The 18,141-nt window shown below is 52.4% G+C and carries 15 protein-coding genes; 11 read left to right on the top strand and 4 right to left on the bottom strand.

Features of this window, described 5'->3' with window-relative positions:
* Nucleotides 1-48: 48 nt before the first annotated feature.
* The 4 genes from QET93_RS10595 to QET93_RS10580 all read left to right on the top strand — a co-directional run bounded on the left by QET93_RS10595 (nt 49) and on the right by QET93_RS10580 (nt 4,154).
* The gene (locus QET93_RS10595) at nt 49-1,098 is read left to right on the top strand and encodes a hypothetical protein (RefSeq protein ID WP_280131892.1); all 1,050 of its coding nucleotides are present in this window, start codon (nt 49-51) and stop codon (nt 1,096-1,098) included.
* Entirely contained in the window at nt 1,095-2,234 is a 1,140-nt protein-coding gene (locus QET93_RS10590) for a hypothetical protein (RefSeq protein ID WP_280131893.1), read from the top strand. Before QET93_RS10595 ends, QET93_RS10590 begins: the two co-directional genes overlap by 4 nt.
* Before the next feature lie 12 nt (nt 2,235-2,246).
* Nucleotides 2,247-3,491, top strand: a complete 1,245-nt coding sequence (locus QET93_RS10585) for a TolC family protein (protein WP_280131894.1) — start codon at nt 2,247-2,249, stop codon at nt 3,489-3,491.
* 153 nt (nt 3,492-3,644) lie between these two features.
* Nucleotides 3,645-4,154, top strand: coding sequence for a YlbF family regulator (locus tag QET93_RS10580; protein ID WP_280126202.1), 510 nt, complete (start codon nt 3,645-3,647; stop codon nt 4,152-4,154).
* Nucleotides 4,155-4,252: 98 nt separating this feature from the next.
* On the opposite strand, the gene bioB is transcribed toward QET93_RS10580, so the two are convergent.
* On the bottom strand, nt 4,253-5,218 hold the full coding sequence (gene bioB / locus QET93_RS10575) for a biotin synthase BioB (protein WP_280131895.1): 966 nt from the start codon (nt 5,216-5,218) through the stop codon (nt 4,253-4,255).
* Between the two features lie 137 nt (nt 5,219-5,355).
* Here bioB and QET93_RS10570 point away from each other — a divergent pair, with 137 nt between their 5' ends.
* The 6 genes from QET93_RS10570 to QET93_RS10545 all read left to right on the top strand — a co-directional run bounded on the left by QET93_RS10570 (nt 5,356) and on the right by QET93_RS10545 (nt 12,604).
* Complete coding sequence (locus tag QET93_RS10570) at nt 5,356-5,781, top strand: MarR family transcriptional regulator (RefSeq protein WP_280126204.1); 426 nt, start codon at nt 5,356-5,358, stop codon at nt 5,779-5,781.
* Between the two features lie 75 nt (nt 5,782-5,856).
* Nucleotides 5,857-7,212: an efflux RND transporter periplasmic adaptor subunit gene (locus QET93_RS10565; protein ID WP_280131896.1), complete on the top strand. Its 1,356-nt coding sequence runs from the start codon at nt 5,857-5,859 to the stop codon at nt 7,210-7,212.
* A gap of 3 nt (nt 7,213-7,215) precedes the next feature.
* Nucleotides 7,216-10,401, top strand: coding sequence for an efflux RND transporter permease subunit (locus tag QET93_RS10560; protein ID WP_280126206.1), 3,186 nt, complete (start codon nt 7,216-7,218; stop codon nt 10,399-10,401).
* A 75-nt stretch (nt 10,402-10,476) separates the two neighbouring features.
* On the top strand, nt 10,477-11,199 hold the full coding sequence (locus QET93_RS10555) for a SagB/ThcOx family dehydrogenase (protein ID WP_322189977.1): 723 nt from the start codon (nt 10,477-10,479) through the stop codon (nt 11,197-11,199).
* A gap of 64 nt (nt 11,200-11,263) precedes the next feature.
* Complete coding sequence (locus QET93_RS10550) at nt 11,264-11,662, top strand: hypothetical protein (protein ID WP_280126208.1); 399 nt, start codon at nt 11,264-11,266, stop codon at nt 11,660-11,662.
* Nucleotides 11,663-11,692: 30 nt separating this feature from the next.
* A complete protein-coding gene (locus QET93_RS10545) occupies nt 11,693-12,604 on the top strand; it encodes a hypothetical protein (protein WP_280126209.1) in 912 nt (303 codons plus the stop codon).
* Here QET93_RS10545 and QET93_RS10540 read toward each other — a convergent pair.
* The 3 genes from QET93_RS10540 to QET93_RS10530 all read right to left on the bottom strand — a co-directional run bounded on the left by QET93_RS10540 (nt 12,558) and on the right by QET93_RS10530 (nt 16,696).
* Nucleotides 12,558-13,256, bottom strand: a complete 699-nt coding sequence (locus QET93_RS10540; RefSeq protein WP_280131897.1) for a Bax inhibitor-1/YccA family protein — start codon at nt 13,254-13,256, stop codon at nt 12,558-12,560. The genes QET93_RS10545 and QET93_RS10540 overlap by 47 nt on opposite strands.
* A gap of 211 nt (nt 13,257-13,467) precedes the next feature.
* The gene (locus QET93_RS10535) at nt 13,468-14,199 is read right to left on the bottom strand and encodes a hypothetical protein (RefSeq protein WP_280131898.1); all 732 of its coding nucleotides are present in this window, start codon (nt 14,197-14,199) and stop codon (nt 13,468-13,470) included.
* Nucleotides 14,200-14,368: 169 nt separating this feature from the next.
* Entirely contained in the window at nt 14,369-16,696 is a 2,328-nt protein-coding gene (locus QET93_RS10530; RefSeq protein ID WP_280131899.1) for a hypothetical protein, read from the bottom strand.
* Nucleotides 16,697-16,836: 140 nt separating this feature from the next.
* Between QET93_RS10530 and QET93_RS10525 the strand changes: the two genes are divergently transcribed.
* Nucleotides 16,837-18,084 carry an MFS transporter gene (locus QET93_RS10525; RefSeq protein ID WP_280131900.1) on the top strand — a complete coding sequence of 416 codons (1,248 nt, stop codon included), beginning with the start codon at nt 16,837-16,839 and terminating at the stop codon, nt 18,082-18,084.
* Nucleotides 18,085-18,141 lie beyond the last annotated feature (57 nt).

Raw genomic sequence — 18,141 nt, 5'->3', positions numbered from 1 at the left:
TTTTTCTATTAAAGGTGTGATAACGTCTTCCTAGGCGGGATTAATTGTATGGGTATCAAGTCGTTGTTTTTTCATCTGCTGTCCGTTGTCGGAGCCGTCGTCTGCCAGATGCAGATGGCGGTAGGGGAGGAGTATGTGATTTCACGGCTCCAAGCCAAAATAGTTCCCGAGAACCACTATACGTTTACAATGCCGGAAGGCGGTGAAGTGGAAGGGTGGATATCTGGGGAAAAAAGAGCCCGGAAAGGAGATGTATTGTTGAGGATCAATCCCAGGCAGTTGGAACGCGATGAAGCCAATTTGAAGCTGCGCCTGGAACGGGATCGTTTGACGATGGAAGAAAACCTGGTGGAATTGGAGCGCCAGCGGGAGGAATTGGCCTTTTTGCTCGGATTGAACGAAAAGCAGAGACAATTCCTTCAGAAAGATTCTCCGAAGGTGAATCATAAATCCCTGCAAATTATCGATGGGAAAATCGAGTTGGAGAAGAAACGGGCCGCGTCGGAAAGACAAAATGCATTGTCGGAGTTCGAAGAAAAGAAAAAACGTTATGTGGTAGAGATGCCGTTCGATGGCAAGTTCCAGTACCACTTCGTTCTTCCGGAACATGGATTGGAACCGGTGATGCGTTCATCGTCCGATCCGGTGGTGTCGGTTATAGATGACTCAAGGATGTATATTGCGGTGGTGATGTTCGATCCGGATTTGATCCATATTGCCCCGGATCGCTTGAAGGCGCGCGTCCACTCCGGTGGAGGGAATGTCCTGGTGGGGAAGTTTGCCTATCAAAAGGTGGAAAAGGGACGGAACGAACCGGTGTTGACGTATTTTTTCCGCTTGGAAAACAGTCAGTGTGAGGAAGCATCCAGGATGATTGGGGCGAATTGCGTGGCCTCTCTGGCGTATGTTGTAAAGGGGCCGTTTTTGTATAAACATAAACTGGACTTGATTGTTCAGGCGGAGAAGTCGGATTATCACTCCTGGGAGGAGTTGGTTTCCAGGTTGTATCCGGGGTACCGGATTGAGTTCAAGGGGGATACTCATTTGGGCCTTGTTCCCGTAGAGGAGCGGAAGGTTGGTTTCCGGGAAGGGGTATGAAATCTTTTCCATCGGTTTTGTTCTATCTAACCGTGGATACTTTGCACCGTTGGGTGATGCGGGTGTCCAATCCTCTGGCACGTTTTCTCGTGGTGTTTTGCCTGGTCTTTTGTGCGTTGACGGTGTTGTCGCATTACCTTCTTTCCGCACGTACTCTAGAGGGGCAGATCAGGAAGAATGGCGGAGATATGATTGTGATGGCGCGGTATTGTCCTTCTTCGGAGGTTGCTGCGTTGGATCCTCTGGAGGGGATGCCCCGGTATGCCGGTGGACGCGAATGCGTGATCCTGAATGAGTTATTTCAGAATGCAACGATTCGGGACAGGCGTTTCAAACTGGTGGAATATCCGTTATGGGGTGCGGGCTTGTTCCAGGGGATGGACGTGAGACCGGATAACGGCGTGTTTGTGCTTCCTCCGCGTTCGGAACCGGGAGCGTCACCGGAGGAAGTCATGGTGACCAACCATCGTGTCCGGGCTGTCGTGGTACCCGAATATGCGGCTATGGCATTACGGAAGATTTATCCGAATGGCGGTGTGTTTGTACCGGAAGGCGTGTTGTCCGCTCTGAAGATGCGGACGGGGTTGACAAGAATGTATATGTTCCGGTTCGAACAGACGGAAGTAGCTTCGATGAGGGTATTGGAGAAACGGCTTCTCAAGCTGATTGAACTGGATGGTTGGAGCGCCCAGGTACGCAGCAGTCTTGAGTTGTTGGAGGAATTGGAGACTACCCGAGCCAGCCAACAGGTGTATCGCATGGGGATTTCTCTCGGTATCGGGGTGATCGTGTGCGTGTTGCTGACGTCGATTTCTTCGATGGAGTTTCGGCAGAATGAGTACATTTATGCGTTGATGAATAGTTTCGGGGTGAATCGCCTCTTGCTGGTGGCTGTGTTTATGGTGGAGAATTGCGTACTTGTTTTCGGGGCTCTGGCGTGTGCCGTGACTTTGTTCCATGGTCTGAGCGGTTTCTTGGTGAAAGAGTTTCTGAAAATGCCGGGGATGACTCTGTCTGTGGTGGATATGCGGGATGACATCGTTTTACTGTCCGTATCGCTGTTGACGTGTATTGCCGTTTCGACAATTCCGATTGTATGTGCTGTTTTCCGCCCCGTGGGGTGTGTGTTGAAATGATTGCGAGATGCCATGAAACATTTGAATTCCTGTGTCAGTGTCATGTTGTGCGCGATAATGTGCGGTTGTTCCGTGGATCGTCGTGTGGAAGATGCCTATGAAACTCTCCGGCAGACATACGACAACCTTCCGGATTACGAGAAAACCTCTTTCCGGGAATTGACATGGACTGAGGCATGCAAGCTTGCCCTGGCTCAAAATATTGAGCTGCAGCAATCGGCACATGACATTGAGAAGGCACGTTACGAAGTGCGTAAGGTATATCTGGATGTGATACCCTTGGTGAATCTAGGGTTTTATTATAACAAGTATCTGTTTGGCGGCGGCAATAACTACTATGACTCCCGTGATCACGATTACGACATCAACGTGATTTTCAATCTGCCTTCCCTGACGCAGTTGCCGATGAACCGCTACACGGCTTTGCTTTCCCTCTTCAGAGCGGAGAAAAATTACGATTTGAAACGACGCGATGTAACCGCCCGCCTCTACAAGCTGGCCCGTTTGTCGGCTTTGGCCGGAGAGCAGTACCGGGCGGATTGCACGGATGCGGAATACAGGCATGTATCAACAACTCAATTGGAACGACAGCGTGAGATTTCCCTGCGTTCCGAATGGAAGGAGTGGGGAACTCTTTTCAATGATTTCCGTTTTCGTTGGAAAATCAAGTCTGAGTCTATTCCCCGGATGAATTGGAGGCGGTTCCGTTCCTGTTCTCGGAAACCCGATCGGCTGGTTTTGATGAATATGGCATTGGAGTTGGAGGCATCCCGGCTGAGGAAGTTGGGTATTACGTTGAATTATTGGCCGGTTGCGGATGTCCATTTTTACAGCCCGCGTTTGTTCAACATGAGCGGAGGTCATGATTCCGGGTTTATGAGCGGCGGTAGCGATGTGCGGATGGATATGAATTTCTATTTGCGTCTGGATACGCAGTTGAAGAATTACCAAGCCTTGAAACAAGCGAAGAAGGAATATTCCTTTCTGCTGGATACACTGCGCAATACTCTTCTGGATCGTCGGGAGAAGATATTGGCTCTGGTTGAAAGCGGACAGGAATATGAGGAATGGCGGGATACGATGGTATCGTACAAGGAATTTCTTTCCCGGATGGAGGACAGGAAACCGGCAACTCTCCGCAGGCAGATGGAGGAGGGCATGAAACTCGAACGCGATTGCCTGGTTCACGAAAAAGAACAAGTAGAACGCGAGTGCGCCATGATTCTCGAGTACGGACTTCCCGGTGAGGACTCCTGACTTGATTTTTTCTTTCTTAAGAAGGGATCAACGTACCGGACTTTCCCGGATGAGTCGGTGACTGAGATATTCTAAATTGCGTATCCGGCATGTCATGGATGATAGGATTCTTCGTTGCGGGAAACAGATGAGTATGATCTAATCCCGCGAGATATGAATACAACCCCTTTACAGCAAGATTTGCTTGATGCAACGACGACTCTTTGCAACGCTCTTGCCCAATCCCCCCAGATTATTGCGGCCAAGGCCCGCATCGGCTTGTTCTTCCAGAACCCCGACGCAACCAAGTTGTTCGAGGAAGTGAATGCTTACGGAGAAGAACTTCGTTCCAAACATCTTGCCGGCATGCCTCCGACCGAAGAGGAAATCGAAAAATTCGACAAACTTCGTGCCTCTGTCATCGAAAATGAATTGGCCCGCGGTTTCCTGGAAGCCCGCCAGTCTGTAGACGGTCTTCTTGCCACGATCAACCAGTACCTCGGTATGTCCATTGATATGGGGCGCGCACCAACTCCCGAAGAAGTGGAAGAATCCGCCAAGCGTGCAGCCAGCGCTTCCTGTTCCTGTGGTGGCGATTGTGACGGCGACTGCTCCTGCGGCGGTGACTGCCAGTGCGAAGGCGAAGGCCACGAACACGGCGACGACTGCTGCTGCAAGCACTAATCCTGTAATTTGAATTCAATTATTAAACAAGCGACCGTTCCGGCAATCACATGCGGAACGGTCGCTTGTTGCATTTGAACGGTGTACCGGGTCGGCGGTTACTTCATTCGCACTTCATAGCCGAGTTCCTGCAGCATGGCGATATCGTCGCGTGTGGAAACGCCTGCCGTTGTCAGCATATCGCCGGAAATGGCGGCATTGGCACCGGAGAGGAAGGCTTTTTTACCGTGGTCGCTCATGGTGTTGCGCCCGGCGGCGATACGGACAGCTCCATCGGGGATGATGAACCGGACGATGGCGATAATACGGAGTTTTTCTTCCTCTGTCATCGGGGTGAGATTTTCATAAGGCGTTCCGGGGATGGGGGAGAGAAAATTAATGGGGGTGGATTTGATTCCGAGAGCGGCGATGTCCATGAACATGTCGATGCGGTCCTCCATGGTTTCCCCGAGTCCCATGATGCCGCCGCTGCATACTTCAAGGCCGGCTTCCATGGCCCATTTGATAGTTTGGATTTTTTGATCGTACGTATGCGTCGTACAAACGTCGGGAAAATGGCGGCGGGAGGTCTCCAGATTGTTATGGTAGCGGGAAACTCCTGCTGCTTTGAGTTTTTTACAATGTTCCAGTGAGATCAATCCATGAGAGGCGCAGAGTCCCAGGTTGCACTCGTCGCTCATAAGGCGGTAGGCGTCGCAGAGCTGGTCGACATCGGCATCAGTGAGGCGTTTGCCGGAGGTGACGACAGAGTAACGGAGAATGCCGGCTTCTTCGCAGCGTCTGGCTCCGTCTAGGATGGTTTCCCGGGGGAGCAGGGGATATTCGTCCACGGCTGTATTGTAGTGAGCGGATTGGGCGCAGTATTTGCAGTTTTCCGAACACCTTCCGCTGCGACCATTGATGATGGTGCAGAGGTCGAAGGTATTGCCGCAGAAATGTTCGCGGATTGCATTGGCTGCCTGGCAGAGTTCTTCAAGGGGTTCCGTGCAAAGCTGGAGAAGCTCTTCCCGGGTGCAGGACTGGCCTGATAATACTTTGTCAAGAAGGGAAGCGGTCAAGGTCATCTTGCGGAGAGACTAACCCTTCGTTGCGTACCGTCAAGAGACAAAAAAAATTGCCGGGACATTTTCCGATTGGACTTGACTCCCCCGAAAATTCGGGTAAATCATTTCGCACTTTAGAAGCATGCTTCATAATTATTATGAATAACAATCCTCGAATTTCATTTTTGCTCAAGATGATCACGGATCGTGTGGAAACGATGATTACCCGGGAATTGGCATTGGAGCATGTGACGGCCGCGCAGGGCAGGGTATTGGTTTATCTGATTTCCAGGGATGGCGAATTGGTGTCACAGAAGGATGTGGAGCAATACCTCGGTGTTTCGCATACGACGGCCAAGGGGATTGTCCGTCGGTTGGAGGAGAAGGATTTGGTCAAAACATCCTTCGATAACGAAGATGGGCGGGTAAAAAATATTTATCTGACGGAACGCAGTCGCATGATGGACCAAGCTGTCGTCAGGCAGATTGCCGCAATTGAGGATATCCTGCTGCGGGGGATTAACCCGGAAAAGAGGAAAGCTCTGGGGAAAATGTTGCAAGACATGTACGACAATATCAAATAACGGTTTCCGCAATGTCTGTTTCGGCAGCAAAAAACATGAAGATCGCTTCGATCCTATAATTTTCCATTCAAGAATATGAAAGTAGAACACATACTGGTGATAGCCCTGAGCGGGCTGGTTGTCGGCACGCTGGGCGCGTGCAGGGACGGAGGCGGGAAAACGGCATCCATGCAGCAGCGTGAGATGCATCCGATCAAGGTATCCGTGATGAATATGGTCCAGCAGACGGTGGATTTGAAGTCGTCGTGGTTCGGGCATTTGCGGGGTGTGGAGCAGGCGGATATCAGACCCCAGGTATCGGGAACCTTGCTTCGCCAGATTTATTGGGACGGATCGATTTGTGAGAAGGGAGAACTCCTGTTCGAGATTGATCCGTCCACGTACCAGGCTGCAGTGGATCAGGCTGAAGGCAATCTGGCGGCAGCGAAGGCCAGCAAGATGCAGGCGGAAGCTGCACGGAACCGCGCCTCCCAGGATGTGGAGCGCTATGACAAGCTGATTAAGACGGGAGCCATTTCGGAAAAACTGTTCATGGATGCCCAGCAGACGCTGAAGGAAACCCAGGCTGCTTTGGAACAAGCCGAAGCCGGTATCAAACAATCGGAAGCGGCTTTGGATAATGCCAGAATCAACCTCGAACGCACCAAAGTGAAAGCTCCGTTCCGAGGGCTGGCCTCTAAATCGAATGCCAGTGTCGGAGAATTGCTCTCGGCCAATGGAACTCCGTTGACGACCATGTCGTCGATCGATCCTATTCGCGTGGACTTTTCCGTAACGGGAAAACAGGTTCTCAACCGTTTGCTTGATGGACGCGTGGACGTGAAGAACGGACGCATGGGAGATATGGGCAAGTTCGAATTGATTTTGGAAGATGGAACCGTGTTTGAAGAAAAGGGAACGGTTGTTTCCGTGGACAGTGAAGTGAGCCGAGCCAGCGGTACCGTGAATTTCATCGGCCATGTTCCCAATCCCGGTTTCAAGCTGCGTTCTGGCATGGCAGTCCGCGTGCGTGCCGTCACCGGTCAGGAAGAGAACGCCCTGCTGGTGCCGGTACGTGCTCTCGTGTCGGCGATGAGCCACCGCAATATTTACGTCGTGGCTCCGGACCAGACTCCTCGCCGCATCGATGTCCAGCTGGGGGATACTCTAACTCTCGACATGCCCGATGGCAAGGGCGGTACGGCTCCCATGCTGATGCAGATTGTTACGGGAACGGTGAAGCCGATCTCGGAATCCTTGAAGGAAATCGGCTATGACAAGCCCTCCGACGCCCCGGTCATCGTGGAAGGAGGCATGATGGCCGCCCAGTATTCCAAAGTGAACGACATGATGCGCGCGCAGGGAGCCCAGGGGGGCTTCGGTACTGTCATCCCGACTCCGTTTGTCTACACCAAGCCGGTTTCCACGACTCCCTCCATTACCGCCGAGTAAGCCATGAGTGCGTTTTTTATCAAACATCCCGCCATTGCGGCGGTAATTGCTATTGTCACCACCCTGCTCGGGCTGGTATGCCTGGGTAATCTTCCCATTTCCCAGTATCCGGAAATTACGCCCCGTACGATTCAGTTGCAGGCTATGTTTCCTGGGGCCAATGCACAGGCTGTAGCCGACTCCGTGGGGACGCCCCTCGAACGTCAGATTTCCGGTGTGCAGGGGATGGACTACATGACATCCGTGTCTTCCAACAACGGGGTTTACAATTTGTCCGTCGTGTTCGAGCCGGGTTCCGATCCGGACATCGACCAGGTGCTGACGAACATGCGATACGGGCAGGCTTCTTCCCAGCTTCCCCAGGAAGTGCAAAGTACCGGGGTGACGATCAAGCAGCAGCCGGGGCTTCCGTTGCTCATGTATTCTTTGACGTCGCCAGACGGAAGCTATAACTCCGTCGACTTGGCAAACTATGCCCAGGTGAAGTTGATCGACGAACTCAAACGCGTCGAGGGGGTCGGTGAAGTTCAGGTCTATGGGGCGGGGCGTTATGCCATTCGCATCTGGCTGGATACGTCGAAGATGACTCACTACGGCATTTCCATCGGAGAAGTCCGGGGCGCTATCGTCGCCCAGAATACGACGAATCCCGGCGGCAAGATCGGGGCAGATCCCGTACCGGACGGACAGGAACAGACCATTACCGTACGTACCCATGGACGTCTTTCCGAACCGCATGAGTTCGAAGATATCATTATCCGGCAGAACGGCGAAGAGATTGTCTATCTGCGGGACATTGCCAAGGTGGAACTCGGGGCGGAAGACTACTCCGCCATGGGACGCCTGAATGGAAAAATGGCTGCCGCCATCGCCATTTTCCAGGCACCCGGTTCAAACGCCATTGCTACGGCGGATCGTGTGAGAGCGTTGCTGGATGCCAAAGCTCCTTTGATGCCGGAAGGTATTTCAGGACGGGTTTCTCTGGATACGACGACGGCGGTTCGTTATTCGATTGAGGAAATCAAGCATACGCTGATCGAGGCCATCATTCTTGTCGCGTTTGTGGTGTTCATTTTCCTCCAGAACTGGCGGGCGACCCTGATTCCGCTGATTGCCGTGCCGGTGTCATTGATTTCCACGTTTTGCATATTCCCGCTACTGGGATTCTCGCTCAACACGATTTCCCTGTTGGGAATTGTGCTGGCAATCGGCCTTGTCGTGGACGATGCCATTGTGGTGGTGGAAGCCGTACAGGAGCACATCGACAAGGGGATGAATCCCCGCATGGCTTCGTTTGCCGCCATGCAGGAAGTCTCCGGTCCGGTGATTGCCATTGCCTTGGTACTGGCGGCAGTGTTCCTTCCTTCCCTTTTGCTGGAGGGGATAACCGGTACGCTATTCAAGCAGTTCGCGGTGACGATTGCCATATCGATGCTGATTTCCGCTTTCAATGCTTTGACTTTATCTCCCGCCCTGTGTGCCGTTTTGCTCAAGCCCAAAGGGAAATCCCATAGCATTCTGGCGCCGTTTCACCGTTTGTTCAACAAATGCTACGGCAAAACCGCCAATGGCTACACACGCATTTGCGGGGGGCTGGCCCGCAAGCTGGTATTGTCCATTCCTCTGTTGTTTTTGTTCTGGGGTGCGATCAAGCCCGTGGCTGATCATGTACCCGGCGGGTTCCTCCCGGACGAAGACCAGGGCTTCCTGCTTGCGTGTTTGATTCTCAAGCCTAATACGTCATTGCAGGTTGCCTACGAACAGGACAAGAAATTTGAAGAAGCCCTTCAGGACCCCTCCGTCAAAAATTTGACGACCGTTGTGGGGATCAACATTCTCAACGGTGTCCAGACTCCTGGAGCTTGTATCGCCTTCGTCGAACTCAAAGACTGGAGCGAGCGAGCCGAATCCGCATCGGAACTGGCACGCAAATTCCAGGGGAAGGTTGCCATGGCCGGTCTGGATGGAATGGCCATGGTGCTGGAACCTCCGGCCATTCCCGGCGTCGGTACCGCTAACGGCGTGACCATGGTGCTGGAGGATCTGGAAGGCCAGGGCGTACCCTTCCTGTACGGCCAGGTGAAGGCCTTTGAGGAAGCGGCTTCCAAGCGTCCGGAAATCATGATGTGCATGGACATGATGATGGCCGACATGCCGCAAAAATACATCAATCTGGACAGAGAAAAATGCAAGTTCCACAAAGTGGACATCGACGTAGCCAACGGCATCCTCGCCGCTTACAACGGGTCTTCTTTCGTCAACTACTTCAACGCTTTCGGCCAGCAATGGCAGGTGTACATCCAGGCTCAGGGTGAAGATCGCATCAATCTGGAAAAAATGGACGGGTTCTTTGTGACCAATGGCGATGGGGTCCGGGTTCCCCTCTCTTCTCTGGTGAATGTCCAGGAGATTGAGGATACGGAATTCGTCATGCACCATAACATCTACAATGCTGCTAAACTTAACGTGATGCCCAACCCCGGGTACTCTACACAGCAGGTGATGGACGCATTGGAAGAGGTGTTCCATGAAACGATGGATCCGACCAAGATCGGTTTCGACTACCAGGACATGAGCTTCCAGGAAAACAAGGTGCGCAACAGTATCGGCCTCGGTGCGATTTTTACCATGTCTTCCATTTTTGCCTTCCTGATCCTGGTGGCTCTGTACGAAAAATGGACCTTGCCCCTTGCCGTATTCCTGACGGTGCCGATTGCCGTGCTGGGCGCTTATCTCGGGCTCTACTGGCAGGGAATGGATCTGACTCTCTATGCCCAGATCGGCCTGGTGATGCTGGTAGGGCTGGCCGCCAAGAATGCGATTCTCATTGTCGAATTTGCCAACTTGGAGATGGAGCGTGGCAAGAACCTGATGGATGCGACGCTGGCGGCAGCCAAGCTGCGGTTGCGTCCGATCCTGATGACGTCCTTTGCCTTCATCCTGGGGTGTATTCCGCTGATGATTTCGTCCGGTTCCGGAGCTCTGGCCCGCAATGCCATCGGTACCGTCGTGGTCATTGGCATGGGAATGGCAACCTTGGTGGGCGTATTTTTGATCCCCTGTTCGTACGTGTTTATCATGCGCTTGTTCCGCATTAAATTCTCACTTCATGAATTGAAGGAGGATCCGGACGAAGTGGGGGCTCGGGAATACCTGGCTGCCCATAAGAACGATTCGCCGGTTAGTTGACATCCGGTTCATTCCTGGTTTGATCGACCTGCGGCCCGTTCCCATCCTGTCATGGAAAAGGAACGGGCCTTTTTTATGCTTCGCTTGTTACACGCAATGAAGACTTGCGCAGGAAAAACGATCTGGGATAGTATCTCCTATATGAAGACGTATCGCCTGTTTGCCGGATTGTCCGTTATGTTGATGGCTGTTTCCTCTGTTGCCTCCGTTTCCGCCGAGGAAATTTCCCTGCCTAAACCTGTTACGACGGGAGGCATGCCTTTGATGGAGGCCTTGCAAAAGCGGGCTTCGGGCCGTAAGTTTTCCGACCGTCAGCTGACGCCGCAGGAAATGTCCAACCTGCTTTGGGCAGCTTGGGGAGTCAATCGAGAAGATGGCCGGCGCACAGCTCCTTCCGCCCGGAATATTCAGGAAATTACCCTGTATGTTTCCACTCGCGACGGCGTGTTTGAATACGATGCTCCTTCTAATTCCCTCCGAGTCATCATGAAGGAAGACATCCGGGCTTTGACCGGGGCTCAGCCTCTTGCGGGCAAGGCTGCCGTCAACATCATCATGGTAGCGGACAAGTCTAAAGTCAACTGGTCGGCTTCCGGCAATGAACTGGTGGACTATCCCTCTGTGGATTCCGGTTTCATCGGACAGAATATCTACCTCTTCTGCGCATCATCCGGTATGTCAACCGTCATCCGAGGTCTTGTCGACAGAAAGGCTCTGGGGGCTAAATTGAATCTTCCGGAAAACAAATTCGTTACGTTTGTCCAAAGCGTCGGTTTCCCGGAGGAGACCGAAAAGTGAATTTCCTGCAGCGTCTCGGCAGCAGGAATATGCGGGTGAATGTCAAAGCAAGGACCCAGGCGGCATGAAAGAAGGCCTTACCTTTTTGTCTTCTTCGCTGTATTGGAGTTTCACTCTGTACGGTTTGCTGCCTCTTGTTGCCGTGTACGGTTTGCTGCTGATGCGGGTTCATCCCGGGAAGGGAGCGGAGAACGTGGTCGCCTGCGTGTTTTTCGGGGTGTTCAGCGCATTGTTGGGCAATTCGGCCGCATACTTTTTGAACGGCATCGGTATCATGTGTGAAGGATATGGGTGGGGTATGCCGTTTTTGTGGGCATGGATTGCCGGGTATGCCGTGATGCACGTTATTCTGGCCCTGCTGCCCGGCAAGGTGTTCCATTACGTTTTCCCCTGGTGGGGCCGATGGATTCTAGGAATGGTAACCGCTGCGGTGTTGGCGGGAGTGTGGTATTCGGGGGTGTAACGGATGAATCGCTAGGAGGGGAATCATCCTATGGCAGACAAGAAGCTACCTCTTGATGACCTTTTGCCGCCAGGTCCCGTCGGAGACTTTGGACGGGAGTATTTTGCCAATCTTCCCGATGTGAAGCAGGATCCATTGACTCCTGATTCCTTCCTGCGGGAATCGGATCATTCCTGGTCGGAGTATGCCATGGCTTACCTTTTATGGTATCCCGGTATCGTCATCCTCCTCGCCCTTGCGGGAGGGATGGGAGTCTGGATGTTTTTCCGTTTTAGCCGGACAAGGGAATATGCTCACAGGCTTCCATGCGGGCATTGCGGGACAATGATGTATCCTTGTGCCCTCAATTGCCCGTACTGCGGTACTCCCAATCCGCATCCGGCCAAGCTGAACATGATCGGGTATTCCAAAATAGGAACCTCTATTCCTTCTGATGGCCGGGAAAGGCATGCGAATGTCTTGCGCAGTTTTCGCAGGTGTGCCAATTGTGGGGAAATCCTGACCAAGCCGACTCTGAATCAGATTTGTCTTTCATGCGGGACTCCCGTTCTCTCCTGTAATTCTCTTGTGCAGGGATACGATCAATTCGTGAGCCGGAGACGGTACTGGACCTATCCGATCGTATTTCTCGTTTCCTTCGTTCCGATTCTCGGACCGTTGCTGGTGTCGTCGCTGTACAAGCGGACAATTGTCAATCCCTATTCGCTGTACATGACGTTGCTGAAGGACAGTTCTTTGATGATGCTTCTGTTTGTATGCCGCCACCTGTTCCGCCTGCTGCCCATTGTAGGCAATTTTTTGATGCCCTTTTTGTGTGTTACCGAATACACGATTTACAGGAAAGCTTTCCTGCTCAAGGCTGAGAAGCGAGGCGGCCGGATGACGGACGAAGACGTCAATTCCTGCGCCCCAGAAAGCGCAGGAGGTATAGGAATAGGTTGATAAAATCCAGATAAAGTTCCAAGGCTCCCAGAATTGATGCCTTGGCAAATCCGATGCCGAGAAAATCCGGATTTTTGATGAGTTTCTGAGTATCGTAGGCGGTCAATCCTGCGAAGACGACGACTCCGATTCCGGAGAGGACGAGATCCATCATGCCATTCTTCATAAAGAAGATATTGACGACCATGGAAATGATCAGGCCGATCAGGGCCATAAAGAGGAAACGTCCCCAGCCGGAGAGATCTCTTTTCGTTGTGAACGCATAAACGGTCATGGCTCCGAACATGCTGGCTGTACAGATGAAGGTTGTAAACAGAGACGCCTGGGTATAGATCAGGAACACCGGTGTCAGGAAAAGTCCTTCCAATACCGAATAAACCAGAAAAAGGACCATGGCGGTAGGAGCCGAAAGTTTGTGGATAGCCGCAGAAAGAACAATAACCATGCCGAGAGTTGCGAGCATAAGTACAAGCATCGGTGTGAAACTGGATGTCAGGTAAGTAGCAACCTGATGCGTTTCAGAAGCCCATAAACCGACGAAAGCCGTTAGTCCGATACCGATGGTCATCCACAGGTAGACTCTCTGGAGAAATGCATGTATGGCAACTTTTTCACGGGATGCCTCAAGTGAGTAAATGGAAGTATCGTTCATTATAGTTTGTGGGAATTGAACCTTATCGGTCACTCTAGCCATAAGCCGGAACGAGACAAGACAATTCAGTTCCATGGCATTCTCACCTACTTTCAAAATTGGGGCAGAGTAGTTATTTGTAGACGGATTGTCGGGGGAGTGCAGTTCCGGGATAAGGTTTCAACGTACGACCGAATTGCTTTGCCTCATTTCCTCGGATATGGTGACGGCACTAATCGTCTTCATCTTCATCGTCAATCAGATCGGGCAATTCTTCCTTACCTTCGAGAGATTTCCTGTATTTGAGGATGACTTTGTTTGTCGAGAGGATAAAGAACAGGGCAATGATGATTTTGGAACAAGAGAGAATGTTGTATGGCAACGGGGGAATGGTTTTGAAGTCGTACCAGGCCGAGATTCCGAGATAGGCGAAATTGAATAGAGTGAAGAGCATCCAGTAAAACAGACTATGGTTTATTTGTCTGAACCCTCGTACATTTCCTGCATGTAGAATATAAAGGATTCCGCCGCAGGCTATACAATACGAGGAGAGGATGATTCCTTGAATCAAATTGATATAGGGGATGGAGACCAGGGCGGGAAAGATGTGCATCAGATAGTGTGCGCTTGTTGCCAGTATCAGGACGAAGAAAAAGGTGGGAGAATACCTCTTCATGAACGGGGTACAATAGTCAAGGTGCCTTTCCAGAGAAAGAAGCTGGTACATGGAGATGAACAGGATCGAAAGGAATAACAGGTTGGAGAACCGTTCCAGATAGAGAATCAGGAGGTAAAGCGAGACGAGTGGATCGACGTTGGGTGCATATGCCAGCTCAGGATGGTGGAATAGGGGGAAGATCATGTCCATCATGAACATGAAAGCGGCACAGAGCGACCCGATAGTGAATACGAGGTAAATAAAGGCCCGGGGAAGGGGAATTAGGATGAAGGTACGGATATTCATAAAAACAGACGGGGAGAGAGAAACCGTTTGAATCTTTGTTCTTTAACACTGATAAAGCATGCTTTCTTTCAAAGCAAGCAAAGTTGATCTGATGGCAGGTAAATCCACAAAGAGTCCTCCTTCCGGAACGAGGCGGACTCTTTGAAATATTTGTTCCGTAAATTAAATACTACTCGACCGTATACCAGACGTAGCCTTTGGGTGGGAAGGTGACATCCAAGGTGATGCTGTAGTCCCGATTAAGGCGGCGGCGGATGGGATCAAGATCTTCCTTTTTAAGGGTGGCGTAGTCTGTTAGGCCGGTGTAGTACAGGGGGATGCGGATTTTACGGGTGATTTCCTTGTCCAGAGGATTGTAGAGCGAAATGAAGCCTTTCTGCTTCAGAGAGGGGTTGACGTGCATGATCCCGTCCCAGTCCTGGCCATCCGGGCGACGCAGATGGATGATGTCGGAGTCGAGAATGGGGCGGTATTTCTTGTAGAAGGAAACCCATTTTTTGACGAGATCGCGAGTCCTGTCGGTGTCGTAAATTCTTGGTCCGCGGTAGCAGGCCTGGACGCCGGCGCCAAAGAGATTTTTGAGACGCTGTTCGTAATGGTCGCGGTGTTCGTCGAGCGGTTCGATGGTGGCGGCCGCTCCTCCTCCATGGTACTGGGTCAGAGGGACGAACATGAATCCCATGGTCGGCGATTTTTGCCACGTACCGTCATAAATGTTTTGTCGTTCGATGATTTCTTGCTGGGCTCGCGGCAGAGACCAGTTTGTTTCGACGTATCCCATCGGTGTTTTACTGGAACCGGAGAGGAAGTACCAATCGGGGACATTGAGGTAGATGCCGTTACTGCGGCACCAGTGGTAGAAATCTTTGATGATGTTCCACTGTTTCCATTGGGAGTCTTCGTATCCCTTGTGACCGGAATGTTCATGGGAGGCGCATGTATCCCCTGGGTAGGAACCGTCGTTTTCGAAGACATTCATTCCCGTGGTGATGAAGTAGTTGCGCAGGCGGTCAAAGTAGGTGTCTCCCCATTCCGAGGCCAGACAGGGGGATTTTCCGAAGCGGGAACCTTCTTCACGGGAGACGGCGGGTTTGCCGGTCTTGGGACTGATGGCTGCATCGGCGTCCTTGGCTCCACGACTGGCCAGCAGGGAGTAGCCGCCAATGGCGATGCCTTTGGCCTTGGCGTACCCGGCAATTTCTTTCATGCTTTCCAAATACCCGGGGTCTGTGTTTTCGATGTTGAAGCCGCTGCCGAATGTCATGATGACCATTTCGAACCCGACCTCGGCGCACTGGTCGATGACGTTGCGCAGGGCAGCCGGATCGGCATTGCGGACATGCATGAAAACCGGGTTTTCCTGAACCCACGGGGACATCATGCGCCAGAATTTGCATTCTGCCAGGCCGCGGCGTTCACGATCGGTGGAATCGCGCATCATCTCGAAGGTGGTGAAGGATTTCCAGGTATCACCCGGGGCGATATCCGTATTCGGGCCGATGGGCAGGGTGGTTTCCAGCCGGGCGGGCTTGTATTGGCCGTAGTAGCGGATACCGGTGTATTCGTATTCCGGATGGTCAAAGACCCAGCGGACGGCGGGGTTGTCCTTCATGGCCTCCATGTCGCCCCCCATGGCGTAGTCGGTGACGACGAAGAGTTGGGTGAAACGGTCGATGTAATCGCGGGGAGCGTCCGTCTGGACGGGAGACTTGCGGTAGTTTTTCGTGTAAGTACCGGGCGGCTGGGCCAGCATACGGATTTCGTGCGGCTCGCCGTAGTGGACTTTGGGGGCGGTATCCGTCATGGCGAGGATTTCCGCCTTGAATGAATTAAGAGTGACAGGGCTTGTTCCTTTGTTTGTAATTTCCAGTTTTTTGGACAGGATAGGTGCTCCGTCATAGAGTTCGTAAACGATGTTGATTGTTGTGTTCCTAAGATTGTCAGGGGCTGTCGGCGGTGCTTTGTAGGTGAAAGTGACGCGCGTTCCCGGAGCGGGCCATGCGGTAGCGGTCGAGAGCCATTGGGGATTTTTTTTCCACGGGAAGCGTTCTACTGTTTTTTCGACTTTGTGGCTTTCGTAAATGAAGGCGTTGGGGTCGGCCTTCATTGTATCCAGGAAGTCCGGGGAAAGGTAATTGTTGACGGGCTGTCCGGTGAGACCTCCAACGCTGTATTCTTTGCCGTCAATGGTGACGACGGCTTCCGGACGGACGGCGCGGATTTCCGATTCTCCTGTCATGAGGTTGTTATAACCGACAGTGGCGCAGTTGGGGGTAGTGCGGAACACTCGTTCCATGAGGCCGTTTCCGATCACTAGTTGACCGCTACTGTCTGTGCGGGTGGTGGATTTGTAGGGCCTGCCGTCAATCAGCCAGTCAACGGATTCCGAAGAGACTACTGCTTCCGGTGGTCGGGCCTGGGATTGTGGAACAAGGGGAACTGCTGCCATTCCGAGCAGCAACAAAAATGGGGATATGCCGAGGGGTTTCAATTTCACAACGGTACTACGGCGACAGGACAGGATCTCTTTCATCTATAATGTACATGGGACGCTATAAGGTCAAAAAGACACGGAATGGCCGTGCCGGATGGGAAAATTTACGGTAGACTCTCTCTCGGAAAGGATTCCGTTCCGTTTTGCAGATTCCCAATCATGGCTGGCTCGGTTTTTTTGTGCCTCTGAATGTGCGTGCACTCCGCATTTACTGGCTGGGACAGGCGTGTTCCCTGATCGGGATGTGGCTCCAGGTGACGGCTATGGGGATTCTTGTTTACGATTTGTCGCATGGATCGGGGACGGCCGTCGGGTTTTTGGCGGCGTTGAATGCGGCTCCTTTCCTGTTTGGCGGCATGGCTCTAGGTGCTCTGGGGGATCGTTTTGACCGGCGGAAACTTTTGATGGCGGTTCAGCTTGTCCAGATTGCCGTGGCGGGCATCCTGTGGTTGTTGGGATGGAGCGGGATTCTGGAACTATGGCATTTATATATGGCTGTGTTTTTGCTGGGAGTGATGCAGTGCGTTGCCTTTCCGTCCCAGCAGGCTTTCGTGGGGGATTTGTCTCCGAAAGGGATGCTGCTCAAAAGCGTGGGCATGTATTCCCTTGTGTTCAATGTGTGCCGTTCTGTCGGCCCCCCTTTGGGGGGATATGTAATTGCCGGATTGGGGGCGAATTATGCCTTCGGTCTGAATGCCCTGTGCTGTATCCCCCTGGTAGGTTGCCTGGCTGTTTTGAGGGGGATGTATGTTCCGGAGTCTGTGGGTATGGGGCGCAGGGTCGGGGAAAACGTGCGGTCGGGATCCGGCCTATTGATTGTCTGGAGGGACGGACGTTTGCGCATGATTCTCATCAGTGCCTTGATCCAGAATCTTCTGGGGCAGTCGTTGTACCAAATTGTCCCGGCGTTGACGTATGGCAATCCCTCGGCAACGGGGGCTCTTCTGGGAGCGGTCGGAGCTGGTGCCGTTTCGAGTATTTTGTTTGTGATGCCGTTTTTGCGGTATAGTCCCCGGATCGGTTTGAATTTGTCCTGCGGCACGCTGTGGATGGGCGCTATGTTTGCCTTGGCTGGCATAGTACCGATGCTTCAGGTTCAAACAGTTTGTTTTTTCCTGGCGGGTGTGGCGACTTCTGCCTTGTTTGTGACGACGTCCTCGACAGTTCAATTGTTATCTCCTGCCGGGCACCGCTCCCGCATCCTGGGACTATTCACCATAGTAACGATTGGCGCCCAGCCGTTGGCCGCCCTGTGGTGGGGGGCTCTTCTGGACCATATCGGCGTGCCGTCCCTGCTTGTTTTTGTCGGCATAGTGGAAGTGGTTCTTTCCGTAGGGATGCTGCTGGTACCGTTCTGGCCCCGGTGGAAGATGGAGGAACCGGAGAGTTGAGTTTCCGGCATCTCATGGTTTGGCAGGATTGTCGGAATCTTTTGCCGGCTTTTTTGT

Origin of the sequence: Akkermansia sp. N21116 (assembly GCF_029854705.2) — a bacterium.
Lineage (GTDB): Bacteria > Verrucomicrobiota > Verrucomicrobiia > Verrucomicrobiales > Akkermansiaceae > Akkermansia.
Note: the sequence above shows the minus strand (reverse complement) of the source record. Positions and strands in the feature narration are given on the sequence as shown.

Coding starts and splice junctions, on each gene's coding strand:
- QET93_RS10580 (WP_280126202.1), top strand. CDS start 3,645: ATGAATACAACCCCTTTACAGCAAGATTTGCTTGATGCAACGACGACT.
- QET93_RS10545 (WP_280126209.1), top strand. CDS start 11,693: ATGGCAGACAAGAAGCTACCTCTTGATGACCTTTTGCCGCCAGGTCCC.
- QET93_RS10565 (WP_280131896.1), top strand. CDS start 5,857: ATGAAAGTAGAACACATACTGGTGATAGCCCTGAGCGGGCTGGTTGTC.
- QET93_RS10550 (WP_280126208.1), top strand. CDS start 11,264: ATGAAAGAAGGCCTTACCTTTTTGTCTTCTTCGCTGTATTGGAGTTTC.
- bioB (WP_280131895.1), bottom strand. CDS start 5,218: ATGACCTTGACCGCTTCCCTTCTTGACAAAGTATTATCAGGCCAGTCC.
- QET93_RS10555 (WP_322189977.1), top strand. CDS start 10,477: ATGCTTCGCTTGTTACACGCAATGAAGACTTGCGCAGGAAAAACGATC.
- QET93_RS10585 (WP_280131894.1), top strand. CDS start 2,247: ATGAAACATTTGAATTCCTGTGTCAGTGTCATGTTGTGCGCGATAATG.
- QET93_RS10560 (WP_280126206.1), top strand. CDS start 7,216: ATGAGTGCGTTTTTTATCAAACATCCCGCCATTGCGGCGGTAATTGCT.
- QET93_RS10535 (WP_280131898.1), bottom strand. CDS start 14,199: ATGAATATCCGTACCTTCATCCTAATTCCCCTTCCCCGGGCCTTTATT.
- QET93_RS10570 (WP_280126204.1), top strand. CDS start 5,356: ATGAATAACAATCCTCGAATTTCATTTTTGCTCAAGATGATCACGGAT.
- QET93_RS10540 (WP_280131897.1), bottom strand. CDS start 13,256: ATGAACGATACTTCCATTTACTCACTTGAGGCATCCCGTGAAAAAGTT.
- QET93_RS10590 (WP_280131893.1), top strand. CDS start 1,095: ATGAAATCTTTTCCATCGGTTTTGTTCTATCTAACCGTGGATACTTTG.
- QET93_RS10595 (WP_280131892.1), top strand. CDS start 49: ATGGGTATCAAGTCGTTGTTTTTTCATCTGCTGTCCGTTGTCGGAGCC.